Raw genomic sequence first — 15112 nt, 5'->3', positions numbered from 1 at the left:
ATTCGCGTATTAGAGCGTCGTGCGCCCAACCGGGCGCACAAAGGTCGTTCTAACACCTAATATCAGAGCATAACTCTACCTTAAACTGATCCAAGTTTAAGGAATTATGCTCTGGGTGCCTATCAAGTGCGCCCATAAATATCATCGTAACGAACGATGTCGTCTTCACCGAGATATTCGCCGCTTTGCACTTCGATCAGGACGAGCGGAAGAATGCCAGGATTTTCTAGACGGTGCTTGAAGCCGCAAGGGATATAGGTCGATTGATTGTTGGTGAGCAGGATTTCCCGCTCGCCATTGACGACCTTTGCCGTGCCGGAAACCACGATCCAGTGTTCGGAACGGTGGTGGTGCGCCTGCAGACTCAGACGGCGACCGGGCTTGACCTCGATACGCTTGATCTTGAAGCCATCGCCTTCTTCAAGAACCGTATAAGTGCCCCATGGACGGTGAGCTGTGCGGTGCAGTTTGGCTGCTTCGTGGCCTTGAGCACGCAACTTGTTGAAGACCTTGCGCACATCCTGCGCCTTATCACGATGGGCGACAAGCAGGGCATCCGGTGTATCGACAACCAGAAGATCGCGAACGCCGACGAGGCTGACGAGACGCGTTTCCGAAAGAACAAAGCTGTCGGTCGTTTCTTCAAGGACCGTTTCTCCACGCAGACGATTGCCGTCAGCATCTGGCTCGATCAGATCGGCCATTGCTGCCCACGAGCCAATATCGGACCAGCCACAGGAAACGGGGATGCAGGCGATGTTGTCGGCCTTTTCCATGACAGCATAGTCGATGGAAATGGCAGGCGTTGCCGCAAACTGATCCTTGGCGATCTCCAGCGTTCTGGTTTCGCCATTCACACCCCGGCGTGAGTGCTCAAGCGCTGTTCTGGCACCTTCCAGCACTTCCGGTGCATGGCGCTGCATGGCGTCGATCATAGTGAGAGCCTTAAAGCAGAACATGCCGGAATTCCAATAATAGCGGCCGCTCTCAACATAGGTCTGTGCAGTCTCTGCATCCGGCTTTTCAACGAAGCGCCGAACGTCAGTGCCATCGACTTCGATGTAGCCAAACCCTGTCTCAGGATGATCCGGAACAATGCCGAAAGTGACAATGCGGCCGGCTTCGGCAAGTTTGCGTGCTTCGACTACCGCAGCTGCGAAAGCCGCTTCATCTTCGATCAGATGGTCGGCTGGCATGATCAGCAAAGTTGCATCGGCACCATAGGTTGATGCGGCCTGAAGCGCTGCCAATGCTACAGCGGGCGCTGTATCGCGGCCGAGCGGTTCAAGAAGAAATGTATTGTCGATCTTGCGCGCGTCAGCATCAGCATAGGCATCGAGCGTCAGAAACAGGAAATCGCGGTTTGTGACCGTGAGAATTTGATCCGCATCCTGAAGGCGCGAAGCGCGCGCATAGGTCTTTCCGATCAACGTGCCGCCATCTGGCAGTTCGATGAAGGGTTTTGGGTGGGCGTCGCGTGAAAGCGGCCAGAGTCTGGAACCAGAACCGCCGCTGATGATAACCGGGATAAAGCTCATTTGCTGGTGGCATCCTTCGTTGCGTTACGGGCGATTTCTATTCCCATTGTCAATAATTCACTGGCCTGAGCTTCGCTGGCAGCTTCGACATAGCAGCGCAGTTCCGGTGCATTTCCTGACGCACGATAATGCACCGCATTACCTGATTTGAAGAACAGCTTTACGCCATCGATTGCTTCAAACCGTATAACAGGGTCAGTAGCCGGGAAAAGCTGAATACGTGCGTCTTCCTGCGTGATGACGGACAGAAACGCGGCACTTTTTTCTTGCGGCACATTCTGCAAGCGATCGCTCAATGCAATTCGAAAGCCATAGCTGTGCGCGATTTCGGAAAGAGGCGTTTGCGTTTGTTTGATCGTGCTCAGACAAGCAAGGATTGGCAGAAGCGCGTCGCGCGTTGGGAGCGCAGATAGTTGCCGACCATCCTTGTCGATGGTGCTGCCGAGAAGCACCCCGCCATTGGCTTCAAATCCAACCACGCTCTTTGCGTTTTCGTTCAGAGCCTGCTGCATACCGGCGATTACATATGGCGAGCCGACGCGCGTGCGCAGAACACGGTTAAACTTTCCGCACTCTTCCAGCGCTGCATTGGAAGTGACTGGCGTGACGATGACATCGGCACCGACCCAGGCAGATGTGATGGCGCCCACAAGGTCGCCACGCACAAAATTTCCATGCTCGTCTGCAATGAGCGGGCGGTCTGCGTCGCCATCAGTTGAGACGATCGCATCAAATTGGTCCTGCTTTGCCCATTCGGACAGAAGCCGAATATCGTCCGGGCGTAGCGCTTCGGTATCGACCGGCACAAAAACATCGGAACGGCCAAGTGCGACTGTTTCTGCACCAAGCGCACCAAGGACCTTGGTGAGAAGATCACGTGCTACCGACGAATGCTGATACACACCGACTTTCAGTCCTGTGAGACTGTCGGTGTCGAAAAGCTGGATGTAGCGCTCGGCATAGGCGTTGATTGCGCTATCACTTACGGACAAGCCAACAGCTTTCCGTGATGCAATGTCAGCCGGGAGAGCAACATAAGCCGCACTTATCGCGGCTTCGTCATCCTTATCGATTTCACCATCGGCGCGATAAAATTTCAGTCCATTGCGGTCATCTGGAATATGACTGCCGGTAATCATGATACAGGGCGCATTTTGCGCCATCGCATAATAGCTCAGAGCAGGTGTGGGCAAGACGCTGCAATCAACAGGTGTGAAGCCTGCATCTTCAATCGCGCCCATGGCAAGTGCTGCGATATCTGGGCTTGATGGGCGCAAATCCTGACCGACAAACACTTTGTCGCCGGTATTCAGGTTGCCTGTTGATTTCAGCATATGCACAAATGCCAGCGAATAGGCATAAGCAGGCAATCCGTTAAGCTCGGTCGCCAGTCCTCTGAGACCGCTTGTGCCGAATTTGAGGGAATTGCCTGTCATGCCGTGTCCGAACCTGTCTTCAGATGAAAATCGATCTGTTGCATATACACTGTTAGAATAGCCTTTTATGCGCCCGACAGGGCACTCAGCGCTCTCATTCCAATATTAGGCTTTCTAAAAGCCGTTTCTCATATCGCGTATATTATGGATCGTTTCAATCGCTGCGTGTTTATGTGGTTATCGAGAACTTTCTGCATGAGCGGTTCCAGTTGATATTGAACCGTTGGAACCGCTCGATCTATTTGGGTTGGCGCGTTCTTTGAACGCAAAATCCGCTTCCGCTTTTGGCTAAGATGCTCAAACATAGTCCCGATGAGCGGGCAAGTTGAGGTCTGACAGACTTTCGGCCTGCATCACCGCACGGGCAACGGCATGAGCCATCACAGTTGCGGCGATAGCACCGATGGCCGTCACATCAGCTTCAACACCTTCTGTCTTTCCTGTCGAGAGCGCAAAGATCGTATCGCCATCCCACATTGTGTGGGTGGGGTTGATCGAACGGGCAAAGCCATCATGCGCCATGCCAGCGATCTTTTTCAGTTCAGCCTTGTTGAACGGAACATTGGTTGCAATCGCGCCGATGGTCGTGTTGGCACCGCCGGATTTGACCACATTACGACCCTGCATGATCGAGTCCATGATGTTGCGGAAGCCTTTGCCGTCTTCGTTACGCGCACCCGCCAGAATCTGCTGCGAATTGGGGGCGTAAACATCACCTACGGCGTTAACTGCGACAATGGCACCAACCACGACTTCGGTTCCAGGAACCTTGTAGCTCGCGGTGCCAAGACCACCCTTCATCGCATATTCCATACCAAACATCTTGCCGACAGTTGCACCGGCACCTGCGCCAATATTACCTTCGCCGGACGCTTCGGGTTTTGCTGCCTTACACGCCAGATAGCCGGCTTCTTCATCAGGACGAACGGAAAAATCTCCCACGCCAAGATCCATCAGGATCGCGGCAGGCACAATCGGAACGACACCCTTGCCGATCTTGAAACCCAGATTGTTCTCTTCGAGATAGCGCATCACGCCAGTCGCGGCACTGAGGCCATAAGCGCTGCCACCGGATAGCAGAATAGCTTGTACTTGTTGAACATAGTTCATTGGATCGAGAAGATCGGTTTCGCGTGTGCCGGGTGCGGAGCCACGCACATCGACGCCTGCTGTTGCTCCTTCTTCGCAGAGCAGAACGGTGCAGCCGGTTGGGCGCTTGGTCAGCGTATGATGCCCGAGTTTCATTCCCGGGACATCGGTAATGCTTCCGCCCATCAATTCCAGCATGCTTGTTTCTCCCCTTTGTGCTGCTGCTGCCGAACCGACTATGAAGGGTATTGTCCCCAACCCTGCAAGCGATTTTGCGAATGTTCTTCGATCCATAGGTATGTCCTCCCCAAAATTGTTATTCAGCGCATTTCCAGCAAAAGTACGAAGCGGTTTTGCGTGAGGCAAATGCGCAAGAAAGAATGACCAGAGCGGTTCCAACGATTTAGTTTCAACTGGAGATGCTCTGATCAGATGATATATTCTTTTCCCTTGCACGACGCTGGCGCAAGACATCCGCCACGAATGTTCGTGACAAGGCGTGATAGAGCGGCTCATGTGAAATAAGCCGGGCGGTGCCATATCCCAGCATCGATGCACACATCAGCGGAATGACGTTGTTGTGGTTGCCGGTCATTTCCAGGATGATGACAAAGGCAGTCATGGGGGCTTGCACTACGCCGGCAAAGTAGCCCGCCATACCCAGAACGGCTGCGAGACTGATGCTGGTCCCCAGAAGCAACCCTATGGTGCTGCCGAGTCCCGCACCAACGGACAAGGATGGTGCGAATATGCCACCGGGGATACCGGACACCATAGAGAGAAGCCCAGCAATAAATTTCTCTACGAAGTAGAATGGAGAAAGCGGCAGACCTTCCACCGCGCTACGCGCTTGATCATATCCGGTGCCAAAAGTCGCGCCACCCGATGCAACGCCGATGATGGCGATCACCAGACCACAGGCACCTGCTATAAGTACGGTATCCCTAAGCGGTGCCTTCTGTACGCGGCGTCGTACACGATTTGTCAGATTAAGTGCGAGCGCACTGAATGCAGCGCCGAATGCACCACCAATCACGCCGCAGCCAATCACCAGAACCCAATCCGTATGGGTTGTAACGGTTACAGTCGTCAGGCCGAAATAGTTATAGTTGCCGACAAGGCCGAGCGAGGCGAGACCTGCAAGGATGACTGCGGAGAGGACCAGCCCGTTGGTTCTGGCTGCATAGGCGCGCCCCATTTCTTCGATGGCGAAGACAATGCCAGCGAGCGGCGTATTGAAGGCTGCCGCGATGCCAGCTGCGGAGCCCGCCAGAATGAGTCCGCGCGCTTGTTCCATGCTGCCGATGCGTGCCGATAACAGCATGATCGATGCGCCGATCTGCACGGTGGGACCTTCACGGCCGATGGACGCGCCAGAAAAAAGACCAACGATGGTCAGGACGATCTTACCAAAAGCAATCTTCAGCGAGAGGAGTAACGTCCTGTCTTCATGATTGTTCAGGTGACGGGCAGCAATTGCCTGCGGGATGCCGCTGCCGCCAGAGCCGGGGAAACAGGTAATTGCGATCCAGGAGCACAGCATGAAGCCAAGCGGTGTGATGATGAGCGGCAACCAGGCCCGCCATGGGCTGGCAGAGCCATCGGTCAATCTCTTGAACCAGTCCTGTGCAATATCTGCAGCTTCTGCAAAGGCGACGCTGATAAGGCCTATTGCAATTGCGCCGCACCAGAAAACGAGCCGAGGCTTCCACAAACGTGGAGACATCCACATAGCCCGTGAACGGCGAATGAGTGGAACGCGTTGATATGATTTACGCATTGTGCCCCCTTTGGGCCAATTACACAAAGTATGCGGGCGATTTATCACGAAAATCGTTATCAGTAACTGAAACTTGTCCGTAAAAGACTTTCCAAGTAGTCATAACCATGTTACCAGCCGGTGCCAATTCAACACGAAACCCAGTCTAGTCGCAGCTCCCGGATGCTTACCGGAGAGGCGGCTTTTCTCATTCGGTAAAACCGGTAAAGGAATTGGCAATGGCAAAAATCGTGGAATCTTCCACTGGCGCGCTCGCTCTCACTTTTGATGATGTGCTTTTGCAGCCGGGCCATTCCGAAGTGATGCCCGGACAGGTCGATCTGCACACACGTATTGCCAAAGATATCGAGCTTAATCTGCCGCTGCTCTCCGCAGCAATGGACACCGTGACGGAATCGCGTTTGGCCATCGCTATGGCGCAGTCGGGTGGCATTGGTGTTATTCATCGCAATCTGACACCTGAGCGTCAGGCCGAGGAAGTCCGCCAGGTCAAGAAGTTTGAATCCGGCATGGTGGTAAACCCTGTCACGATCGGACCAGATGCGACGCTTGCCGACGCACAGGCAATCATGAAGGCACACCGCATTTCCGGTATCCCGGTTGTCGAAAATGCTGGCAAAGGTCCGGGCCGTCTCGTCGGCATTTTGACCAATCGTGATGTGCGGTTTGCTTCCGATCCGGCGCAGAAAATCTATGAACTGATGACGCGCGAAAACCTCATCACTGTACGTGAAAACGTGCAGCAGGATGAAGCCAAGCGCTTGCTGCATGCTCACCGCATCGAAAAGCTGCTGGTTGTCGACGATCAGGGGCGTTGCGTAGGCCTCATTACGGTCAAGGACATTGAAAAGTCGCAGCTCAATCCAAATGCTGCCAAGGATGCACAGGGTCGTCTGCGTGCTGCTGCTGCCACGAGCGTTGGTGAAGACGGCTATGAGCGTGCCGAACGTTTGATTGATGCAGGTGTCGACCTTTTGGTTGTCGATACAGCACATGGTCATTCGCAGCGTGTTCTCGATGCCGTTGCACGCATCAAGAAGGCTTATCCGAATGTAGCTATTCTCGCAGGCAATGTTGCTACGGCTTCAGGAACACAGGCGCTCATTGATGCGGGTGCGGATGCCGTCAAGGTCGGTATCGGGCCGGGTTCGATCTGCACCACGCGTATTGTTGCAGGCGTTGGCGTTCCGCAGTTATCAGCCATTATGTCGGCGGTTGAAGCAGCTCACAAGCACAACATTCCGGTAATCGCCGATGGTGGTATCAAGTTCTCCGGCGATTTTGCCAAGGCGCTTGCTGCCGGTGCGGTTGCGGCTATGGCAGGCTCGCTTCTGGCCGGTACGGAAGAAAGTCCGGGTGAAGTCTATCTGCATCAGGGCCGTTCGTTCAAATCCTATCGCGGCATGGGCTCGGTCGGTGCGATGGCACGTGGTTCGGCAGATCGTTACTTTCAGGCAGAAGTGCGCGACGAGCTGAAGCTCGTGCCGGAAGGCATCGAAGGTCAGGTTGCTTACAAGGGTCCGATCTCGGCAGTTCTGCACCAGCTTGCGGGTGGCCTGCGTGCTTCAATGGGTTATGTTGGTGCAAAGACGCTGGAGGAATTCCGCGACAGGGCAACCTTCGTTCGCATTTCCAATGCGGGCCTGCGTGAAAGTCATTCACACGGTGTATCGATCACCCGTGAAAGCCCGAATTATCCGGGCGGCATGTGAGTGTTGCTTTTATAGTTTTGAGAAGGCGGCTTTCGGGCCGTCTTTTTATTTTCCAAGTGAGGGCAATTCATCATCGGTGATGAGGAGATTGTTCGCGCTTTCGACGATGCACGCTGCAAGAGCCTGAAAATCTTTGCGACGCTTGCTTTGTCTTCGCCAGAAGAGCGCAATTTCCCGTTTTGGCTGCTCGCCTTCAAACGGGACGATGCGCATGTGATTGCTGCGCGCTTCGGCGCGAACGGCAATTTCAGGGATCAGTGTTAGGCCCATGCCATGGCTCACCATTTGCAGCAGTGTCGTCATGCTGGTCGCGCCATATTTCACAAGTTGCCGCTTCGACGGCAAAGAGCAGACCGCCAGCGCCTGATCGCGCATACAATGGCCTTCTTCAAGTAACAGCAAGCGATCAAGCGCCACGCTATCCTGGGTCATGGGTGACGAGAGGATCGTCTGGTCATTGCTGGACGTCGCGATCAGAAAGCGGTCGTCGAAGAGTTTTTCATGCGCAAGTCGATCATCCGTGATTGGAAGCGCCGCAACAATAGCGTCGATTTCGCCTGCATGGAGTTCATCGAGCAGCTTGGCTGTCACGCTTTCACGCAGTTGCAGACGGAAAGACGGATGCCGATCTCTAAGCAGTGGAATGAGATGCGGCACGACATAGGGCGCGACTGTCGGAATAATCCCAAGGCGCAACTGGGTTTGCAGCAAGCCTTTGCTTTGGGCCGATATTTCCTCCAGCGCGTGCAGCTCTTTGAGAATCGTTCTGATGCCAGGAAGAAGTTCACGGCCGAGCTCTGTCATGATGACTTTACGTTGCGAGCGCTCAAATAACGGCGCGCCAGCGGCGGCTTCCATTTCAGCAATCTGCGCCGAAAGAGCCGGCTGTGAAATATGTGCAAGCTCAGCGGCTTTCCGAAAATGAAGTGTGCTGGCAAGCGCATCGAAATAGCGCATTTGTCTGATCGTAAACATGATAGGAAAATCCTATCAATAATAACACAAAAAGCAATTGGAGATTATTATTGGAACAAGTCTAAACTGCTTTCGTTACCCAGCCAAGGCATGCCGCAGTGGGACTGTGTTGTGCGAAAAGCCAAGCTGATTGCTGGATAGACCAAATTATTTAAGGAGGGAAATTCCCATGGCAGACCGTCCGATTATGACCACAAGCGCTGGTGCGCCAATCCCGGATAACCAGAATTCCCTTACCGCTGGTGAGCACGGTCCCGTTTTGTTGCAGGACTATCAGCTGATTGAAAAGCTGTCGCACCAGAACCGTGAGCGTATTCCTGAGCGCGTTGTTCACGCCAAAGGTTGGGGTGCATTTGGCACGCTGACGATCACTGGCGATATTTCCAGATATACCAAGGCCAAAGCTTTGCAGCCGGGTGCGCAGACCCCGATGCTGGCTCGCTTCTCAACCGTTGCCGGTGAGCAGGGTGCAGCCGATGCCGAGCGCGATGTGCGCGGCTTTGCATTGAAGTTCTACACCGAAGAAGGCAACTGGGATCTGGTTGGTAACAACACGCCGGTTTTCTTTGTGCGTGATCCGCTGAAGTTCCCCGATTTCATCCACACCCAGAAGCGTCATCCAAAGTCCAATCTGCGTTCGGCAACCGCCATGTGGGATTTCTGGTCGCTTTCGCCGGAAAGCCTGCATCAGGTAACGATTCTGATGTCGGATCGCGGATTGCCGACTGATGTGCGTCACATCAATGGTTATGGCTCGCATACCTACTCGTTCTGGAACGATGCTGGTGAGCGTTATTGGGTCAAATTCCACTTCAAGACCTTGCAAGGTCACAAGCACTGGACCAATGACGAAGCTGAGCGCGTGATCGGCCGTACACGTGAATCCACGCAGGAAGATCTGTTCACATCCATTGATAAGGGTGAGTTCCCGCAGTGGAAGGTTCAGGTACAGATCATGCCGGAACTGGATGCCGACAAGACTCCTTATAACCCGTTCGATCTTACCAAGGTGTGGCCACATGCTGACTATCCGCCAATCGATATTGGCGTGATGGAACTTAACCGCAATGCGGAAAACTACTTCACCGAGATCGAAAATGCGGCGTTTTCCCCATCAAACATCGTGCCGGGCATCAGCTATTCGCCTGACAAGATGCTGCAGGCACGCCTGTTCTCTTATGCTGATGCCCATCGCCATCGCCTTGGCACGCATTATGAGAATCTTCCGGTCAACCAGCCGAAGTGCCCTGTGCATCACTACCATCGCGATGGTCAGATGAACACTTTTGGCGGCATCGCAACGGGCAACCCCGATGCCTATTACGAGCCAAACTCGTTCAATGGCCCTGTCGAACAGTCAACGGCCAAGGAACCGCCACTGCGTATTACAGGTAATGCTGATCGCTATAATCACCGTGTCGGCAATGATGATTATTCGCAGCCGCGTGCCTTGTTTAATCTGTTTGATGATGGTGAGAAAGCCCGCCTGTTCTCGAACATTGCGGCAGCAATGGGTGGAGTGCCGGGCTTTATCGTGGAGCGCCAGTTGGGCCATTTCAAACTGATACATCCTGATTATGAAGCAGGCGTGCGTGCGGCTTTGAAGAACGCGCATGGATATGAAGCCAATACGATTGCTACGAAAGAAGAAGCAACCGCTGCGGCTGAGTAATCCTGCAGTTTTGTATTCAATCGAAAAGCCGGAGGGGAACCTTCGGCTTTTTGTTTTGAATTGCCGATTGCCTTTTCCCACCAAGGAAGGCTATGCCCGACGTTTAGAGCGCGAGCGCCCTCTTGGGCACTACACAAGGTCGGTCTAACTTATTTAATCTGCGCATCGTGCTTCCGATAATCGATTCCGATTTTTGGGCCGATGCTGCAAGATGCAAAGGAGTGGTAATGCGGCTTGGCGGACGCCTTCAGGCGGCGATTGAGGTTCTGAACGATATTGAAGCTGGCAAGCGCCCGGCTTCCGACGCGCTCAAGGATTGGGGTGCCTCGCATCGCTTTGCAGGCGCTGGTGATCGTGCAGTTATCGGCAATATTGTTTATGATGCGCTTCGCCGTAAACTATCTATCGCCTGGCGCATGGATGCAGATGACGCACGTGCATTGGCCCATGGTGCGCTGGTCTCCGAAGGCGGCATGGACTTCGCTGCTATTGATGCCGCGCTTGAAGGCGATAAATTCGCCCCGGAACCTCTGGATGCCGCACGTCGCGATGCGTGGACCAGCCGCGATCTTTCTGCGGCACCAGCATTTGTAAAAGCCGATGTTCCCGAATGGTGCATTCCTTCGCTGGAAGCATTGTTTGGGGAGCGCTGGGTGGAAGAGGCTGCGGCCCTTGCGACACGCCCGCCAGTCGATCTCAGAGTTAATCTGCTGAAAGCCGCACCGCAGGCAACTTTGGCCGCTCTCGAAAAGGCAGGTGTTGCAAAGGCACCGCTCCTTGATCAGGCTCTACGCATTCCTCCGATAGAAGCACTTGGACGTCATCCGAATGTGCAGACTGATCAGGCGTTTCTCGACGGCTGGTTTGAGGTGCAGGATCTGGGTTCGCAGCTGGCTGCCTTGTTTGCAGGTGCTAAACCCGGTGAGCAGGTGCTGGATTATTGTGCGGGCGCCGGTGGCAAGACGCTGGCGTTGGCTGCCGCTATGCAAAATAGCGGACAGGTTCACGCTTATGATGCCGAACGCGCGCGTCTCTCGCCGATGCATGACAGATTGCAAAGAGCAGGTGTTCGAAACACGCAGATTCATGGAAATCTAGATGCGCTTGCGCCTCTTATTGAACGCATGGACCTCGTGCTGACCGATGCGCCATGCACGGGCTCGGGCACGTGGCGACGCAGACCGGACGCAAAATGGCGTCTGAATGATCAGCAGCTCGAACGTCGTGTGCAGGACCAGCAGGAAGTGTTGGAAGCGGCCAAGCATTATGTGAAACCGGGTGGACGACTGGTTTATGTGACCTGTTCGCTTTTTGACGAAGAAAATACACGGCAGGTTGAGCGCTTCCTCGCTGAGAACAGCAATTATTCGGAAGTGGCTCCGGCGGAACTTTGGAACAAGGTGGTTCCGGAAGCTGATACGGTTGCGCCGGTGTATCCGGCGCGCGGCAGCGTATTTTCCCCATTGTCAACGGACACAGATGGGTTTTATGTGAGTGTCTTACAAAAACACAGCTGAGCTCGGGGACCATTATGCCAGCGCATAGAATAGCCGAGCCCGATTTTAAGGAGCGCGTTGAGGAGAGTTTTGGCCGTCAGGCTGCCATGAAGTTGATCGGAGCCGAACTCACGCGCTGTGAGCCAGGCATCGTCGAAGTCGAAATGCCGTTTCGCGAAGAGCTGACACAACAGCACGGTATTCTTCACGCAGGCATAATTTCCGCGGCATTGGACTCTGCCTGCGGTTATGCAGCCCTCAGTCTTATGCCGACTGACGCTGCAGTGCTTACAATAGAGTTCAAGGTCAATCTGCTAGCCCCCGGTAGAGGTGACCGTTTTCTGTTCCGTGGTGAGGTTACCAAGCCCGGACGGACGATTATGGTCAGTGATGGACAGGCTTTCGCTGTTACGGACACAGAAGTGCGTCTTATTGCGACCATGACAGGAACAATGATGGTTGTTCAGGATCGTAAGGGGCTACAGGGATGATCAAAACCATTGCAGGAAAACGCCTGCTTTATGTCATGGCGACAGAAGCGGAATATGGTCCTTATCTGAGTTCGCTCTTCTTGCCACTGATGATCGGCGTCGGCCCGGTTGAAGCGGCAATCAATCTGACACGTGTTCTCACAGTATTGGAACTGCGAGGCGAATTGCCTGATCTGATCGTCTCGCTCGGTTCCGCTGGATCGGCGACGCTTCCGCAGGCCGACGTCTATCAGATCTCATCAGTCGCTTATCGCGATATGGATGCTTCCCCATTAGGCTTTGAAAAAGGCTGCACACCATTCCTAGATTTGCCGAAGACCTTTGAATTGCCATGTCTTGTGCCGGGTCTTCCGAGCGCGACCCTTTCAACGGGCGCAAATATCGTCTCCGGAAAAGCCTATGAGACAATTGAAACCGATATGGTGGATATGGAGACGTATGCCTGCCTGCGCGCATGTCAGGCACATGGCATCACGCTGATTGGTCTGCGTGGAATTTCCGACGGCGTAAGAGAATTGCAGCATGTTGGCGACTGGACGGAATTCCTGCACATCATCGACGAGAAACTCGCAAGTGCGGTCGAAGAGCTGGAAGCAACTATTTTTGACGGCGCCCTGATACTTCAAGGCACTTCCTGACAATGATATGTCAGTATAGGCCAAGTTTCTCTGTTTGATTGTTGAAACGTGGCACTTCGTCCATTGCATTTTGGCTGCTTTTTATCTAGATGCTCCGCATGAGCACCACGGCACATCCTGACACTATCCTTATCATCGACTTTGGCAGCCAAGTCACGCAGCTGATTGCACGCCGCGTACGCGAAGCTGGAGTCTATTCCGAAATCGTTCCGTTCCAGTTGGCGGAAGATGCCTATAAGCGCATCAATCCGAGGGCTGTGATCCTGTCGGGTAGTCCACACTCGACAACGGACATCGGCAGCCCGCGCGCCCCGCAGGCAATTTTCGAGGCGGGCATCCCTGTTCTCGGCATTTGCTATGGCGAGCAGACCATGTGCGCCCAGCTGGGTGGCAAGGTTGAAAGCGGCCATGACCGCGAGTTCGGTCGCGCCTTCCTCGAAGTTCAGGAAGACAGCGCGCTGTTTGCTGGCATATGGGCCAAGGGCACACGTCATCAGGTCTGGATGAGCCATGGCGACCGCGTCACAGCGCTCCCTGAAGGCTTCAAGGTCATCGGCACATCGCCAAATGCACCTTTTGCAGCTATTTCGGATGAGAAACGCAAGTATTTCGCGGTTCAATTCCACCCGGAAGTGGTGCATACGCCAGATGGCGCAAAGCTCATTCAGAATTTCGTTCACAACATCGTCGGTATAAAGCCTGACTGGACCATGTCTGCCTATCGCGAACAGGCTGTTGACGCCATCCGCAAACAGGTCGGCAAGGGCAAGGTCATCTGCGCGCTCTCCGGTGGCGTTGACTCGTCAGTTGCCGCTCTCCTGATTCATGAAGCAGTTGGCGATCAGCTGACTTGTATTCTTGTTGACCACGGATTGATGCGCAAGAACGAGGCTGCCGATGTGGTGGCCATGTTCAAGGAGCATTATAATCTGCCGCTGATCCTCGTGAACGCGCAGGATCGTTTCATTGGCGCTCTCGAAGGCGAAAGCGATCCGGAAAAGAAGCGCAAGACCATTGGTCGTCTGTTCATCGAAGTTTTCGAAGAAGAAGCGAACAAGCTCGGCGGCGCGGACTTCCTTGCACAGGGTACGTTGTATCCAGACGTTATCGAAAGCGTCTCGTTTACCGGCGGTCCCTCGGTCACGATCAAATCGCACCACAATGTTGGTGGTTTGCCAGAGCGCATGAACATGCAGCTGGTCGAGCCTTTGCGCGAACTCTTCAAGGATGAAGTGCGCGTACTCGGTAAGGAACTTGGTCTTCCTGACAGCTTCATCGGACGTCATCCATTCCCCGGCCCGGGTCTTGCGATCCGTTGCCCGGGCGGCATTACGCGCGAAAAGCTTGAAATTCTGCGTGAAGCTGACGCGATTTATCTTGATGAAATCCGCAAGGCTGGTCTTTACGATGCCATCTGGCAGGCATTCGCAGTTCTGCTTCCGGTTCAGACCGTTGGCGTTATGGGCGATGGCCGTACCTACGAATTCGTCTGCGCACTGCGTGCAGTGACTTCAGTTGATGGCATGACTGCTGACTTCTATCACTATGACATGAACTTCCTTGGCAATGCGGCCACTCGCATTATCAATGAAGTGCGCGGTATCAACCGCGTCGTCTATGATGTCACGTCGAAGCCTCCGGGCACGATTGAGTGGGAATAAATAGAGCTGAGCTCATGTATCTGTGCCGCCGCATCTCAATATCGATGTGGCGGCACAGTGCTATTCAGCACATGATTAATACGAGCTATTGGTTGATTTCCGGCTCAACAAGCCTTCTCAGCTTGTCCAGTGAATCTTGCCAGCCAAGATAGCATGCTTCAGCGGGTATGATGTCAGGGACACCTTCCTGTGCGATGGTGATCTCGGTGCCGACTGATACGGCTTTCAAGTCAATCGTTACTTTCATTTCGCCAGGTAGATTGGGATCATCAAACTTATCGGTATAAACGAGGCGTTCTCCGGAGACGAGTTCGACATAGGTGCCACCGAAGGAATGCGATTCGCCGGTCGTGAAATTCCGAAACGACATTCTATGTCCACCGCCGACCTTGGCGGTCATTTCGTGTACCGTGCACAAGAACCCGTAAGGGGGAATCCAGCTTGCAATCGCATCCGGTTCCACGAATGCGCGATAGACCTTCTCGGGTTTGGCGGCAATGACACGGTGTAAGCGAATGGTGCTAGGCATGGTTTCCTCCCTATAGCCTTGCTTGGTTGGTCTGGATGACCGTCTTTCGGTTGAAAAGTAATTCCACATATCGATAGAGATGGTCGATGCTTTCG

The 15112-nt window shown here is 54.0% G+C and carries 13 protein-coding genes (1 of these 13 cut by a window edge); 6 read left to right on the top strand and 7 right to left on the bottom strand.

Features of this window, described 5'->3' with window-relative positions:
• Window positions 1-122: 122 nt before the first annotated feature.
• The 4 genes from CES85_RS04770 to CES85_RS04755 form a co-directional block, all read right to left on the bottom strand.
• Window positions 123-1538, bottom strand: coding sequence for a mannose-1-phosphate guanylyltransferase/mannose-6-phosphate isomerase (locus CES85_RS04770; protein WP_095444862.1), 1416 nt, complete (start codon window positions 1536-1538; stop codon window positions 123-125).
• Window positions 1535-2974: a phosphomannomutase gene (locus CES85_RS04765; RefSeq protein ID WP_095444861.1), complete on the bottom strand. Its 1440-nt coding sequence runs from the start codon at window positions 2972-2974 to the stop codon at window positions 1535-1537. Before CES85_RS04765 ends, CES85_RS04770 begins: the two co-directional genes overlap by 4 nt.
• Window positions 2975-3271: 297 nt before the next feature.
• On the bottom strand, window positions 3272-4357 hold the full coding sequence (locus tag CES85_RS04760; RefSeq protein ID WP_095444860.1) for a P1 family peptidase: 1086 nt from the start codon (window positions 4355-4357) through the stop codon (window positions 3272-3274).
• A gap of 115 nt (window positions 4358-4472) precedes the next feature.
• Window positions 4473-5843 (bottom strand): chloride channel protein, encoded by a 1371-nt coding sequence (locus CES85_RS04755; protein ID WP_095444859.1) that lies wholly within the window; start codon window positions 5841-5843, stop codon window positions 4473-4475.
• 218 nt (window positions 5844-6061) lie between these two features.
• On the opposite strand from CES85_RS04755, the gene guaB reads away from it, so the two are divergent.
• A complete protein-coding gene (gene guaB, locus CES85_RS04750) occupies window positions 6062-7555 on the top strand; it encodes an IMP dehydrogenase (protein ID WP_095444858.1) in 1494 nt (497 codons plus the stop codon).
• A gap of 45 nt (window positions 7556-7600) precedes the next feature.
• On the opposite strand, the gene CES85_RS04745 is transcribed toward guaB, so the two are convergent.
• A complete protein-coding gene (locus CES85_RS04745) occupies window positions 7601-8530 on the bottom strand; it encodes a hydrogen peroxide-inducible genes activator (RefSeq protein WP_095444857.1) in 930 nt (309 codons plus the stop codon).
• A 169-nt stretch (window positions 8531-8699) separates the two neighbouring features.
• Between CES85_RS04745 and katA the strand changes: the two genes are divergently transcribed.
• From katA to guaA, 5 genes are all read left to right on the top strand, one after another.
• Window positions 8700-10202 carry a catalase KatA gene (gene katA / locus CES85_RS04740; RefSeq protein ID WP_095444856.1) on the top strand — a complete coding sequence of 501 codons (1503 nt, stop codon included), beginning with the start codon at window positions 8700-8702 and terminating at the stop codon, window positions 10200-10202.
• Between the two features lie 227 nt (window positions 10203-10429).
• Complete coding sequence (locus CES85_RS04735; RefSeq protein WP_095444855.1) at window positions 10430-11719, top strand: RsmB/NOP family class I SAM-dependent RNA methyltransferase; 1290 nt, start codon at window positions 10430-10432, stop codon at window positions 11717-11719.
• Window positions 11720-11733: 14 nt separating this feature from the next.
• The gene (locus tag CES85_RS04730) at window positions 11734-12189 is read left to right on the top strand and encodes a PaaI family thioesterase (RefSeq protein ID WP_095444854.1); all 456 of its coding nucleotides are present in this window, start codon (window positions 11734-11736) and stop codon (window positions 12187-12189) included.
• Window positions 12186-12827, top strand: coding sequence for a 5'-methylthioadenosine/S-adenosylhomocysteine nucleosidase (locus CES85_RS04725; RefSeq protein ID WP_095444853.1), 642 nt, complete (start codon window positions 12186-12188; stop codon window positions 12825-12827). Before CES85_RS04730 ends, CES85_RS04725 begins: the two co-directional genes overlap by 4 nt.
• Window positions 12828-12925: 98 nt before the next feature.
• Window positions 12926-14488, top strand: a complete 1563-nt coding sequence (guaA, locus tag CES85_RS04720) for a glutamine-hydrolyzing GMP synthase (RefSeq protein ID WP_095445705.1) — start codon at window positions 12926-12928, stop codon at window positions 14486-14488.
• Between the two features lie 85 nt (window positions 14489-14573).
• Here guaA and CES85_RS04715 read toward each other — a convergent pair whose 3' ends face one another.
• Window positions 14574-15017, bottom strand: coding sequence for an SRPBCC family protein (locus tag CES85_RS04715; protein ID WP_095444852.1), 444 nt, complete (start codon window positions 15015-15017; stop codon window positions 14574-14576).
• A gap of 10 nt (window positions 15018-15027) precedes the next feature.
• Window positions 15028-15112, bottom strand: the 3' portion of a protein-coding gene (locus CES85_RS04710) for a TetR/AcrR family transcriptional regulator (RefSeq protein ID WP_095444851.1). It continues 551 nt past the right edge of the window; the window shows 85 of its 636 coding nt (coding positions 552-636); its start codon lies off the right edge, out of view — the gene reads right to left on this strand; it ends in the stop codon at window positions 15028-15030.

The organism is Ochrobactrum quorumnocens (assembly GCF_002278035.1).
In the GTDB taxonomy this organism is placed as follows: domain Bacteria; phylum Pseudomonadota; class Alphaproteobacteria; order Rhizobiales; family Rhizobiaceae; genus Brucella; species Brucella quorumnocens.
The sequence above is the reverse complement of the archived record's forward strand: the minus strand, read 5'-3'. Positions and strand labels throughout refer to the sequence as shown.

Coding starts and splice junctions, on each gene's coding strand:
- CES85_RS04765 (WP_095444861.1), bottom strand. CDS start 2,974: ATGACAGGCAATTCCCTCAAATTCGGCACAAGCGGTCTCAGAGGACTG.
- CES85_RS04770 (WP_095444862.1), bottom strand. CDS start 1,538: ATGAGCTTTATCCCGGTTATCATCAGCGGCGGTTCTGGTTCCAGACTC.
- CES85_RS04735 (WP_095444855.1), top strand. CDS start 10,430: ATGCGGCTTGGCGGACGCCTTCAGGCGGCGATTGAGGTTCTGAACGAT.
- CES85_RS04725 (WP_095444853.1), top strand. CDS start 12,186: ATGATCAAAACCATTGCAGGAAAACGCCTGCTTTATGTCATGGCGACA.
- guaB (WP_095444858.1), top strand. CDS start 6,062: ATGGCAAAAATCGTGGAATCTTCCACTGGCGCGCTCGCTCTCACTTTT.
- CES85_RS04745 (WP_095444857.1), bottom strand. CDS start 8,530: ATGTTTACGATCAGACAAATGCGCTATTTCGATGCGCTTGCCAGCACA.
- CES85_RS04760 (WP_095444860.1), bottom strand. CDS start 4,357: ATGGATCGAAGAACATTCGCAAAATCGCTTGCAGGGTTGGGGACAATA.
- CES85_RS04755 (WP_095444859.1), bottom strand. CDS start 5,843: ATGCGTAAATCATATCAACGCGTTCCACTCATTCGCCGTTCACGGGCT.
- CES85_RS04730 (WP_095444854.1), top strand. CDS start 11,734: ATGCCAGCGCATAGAATAGCCGAGCCCGATTTTAAGGAGCGCGTTGAG.
- guaA (WP_095445705.1), top strand. CDS start 12,926: ATGAGCACCACGGCACATCCTGACACTATCCTTATCATCGACTTTGGC.
- CES85_RS04715 (WP_095444852.1), bottom strand. CDS start 15,017: ATGCCTAGCACCATTCGCTTACACCGTGTCATTGCCGCCAAACCCGAG.
- katA (WP_095444856.1), top strand. CDS start 8,700: ATGGCAGACCGTCCGATTATGACCACAAGCGCTGGTGCGCCAATCCCG.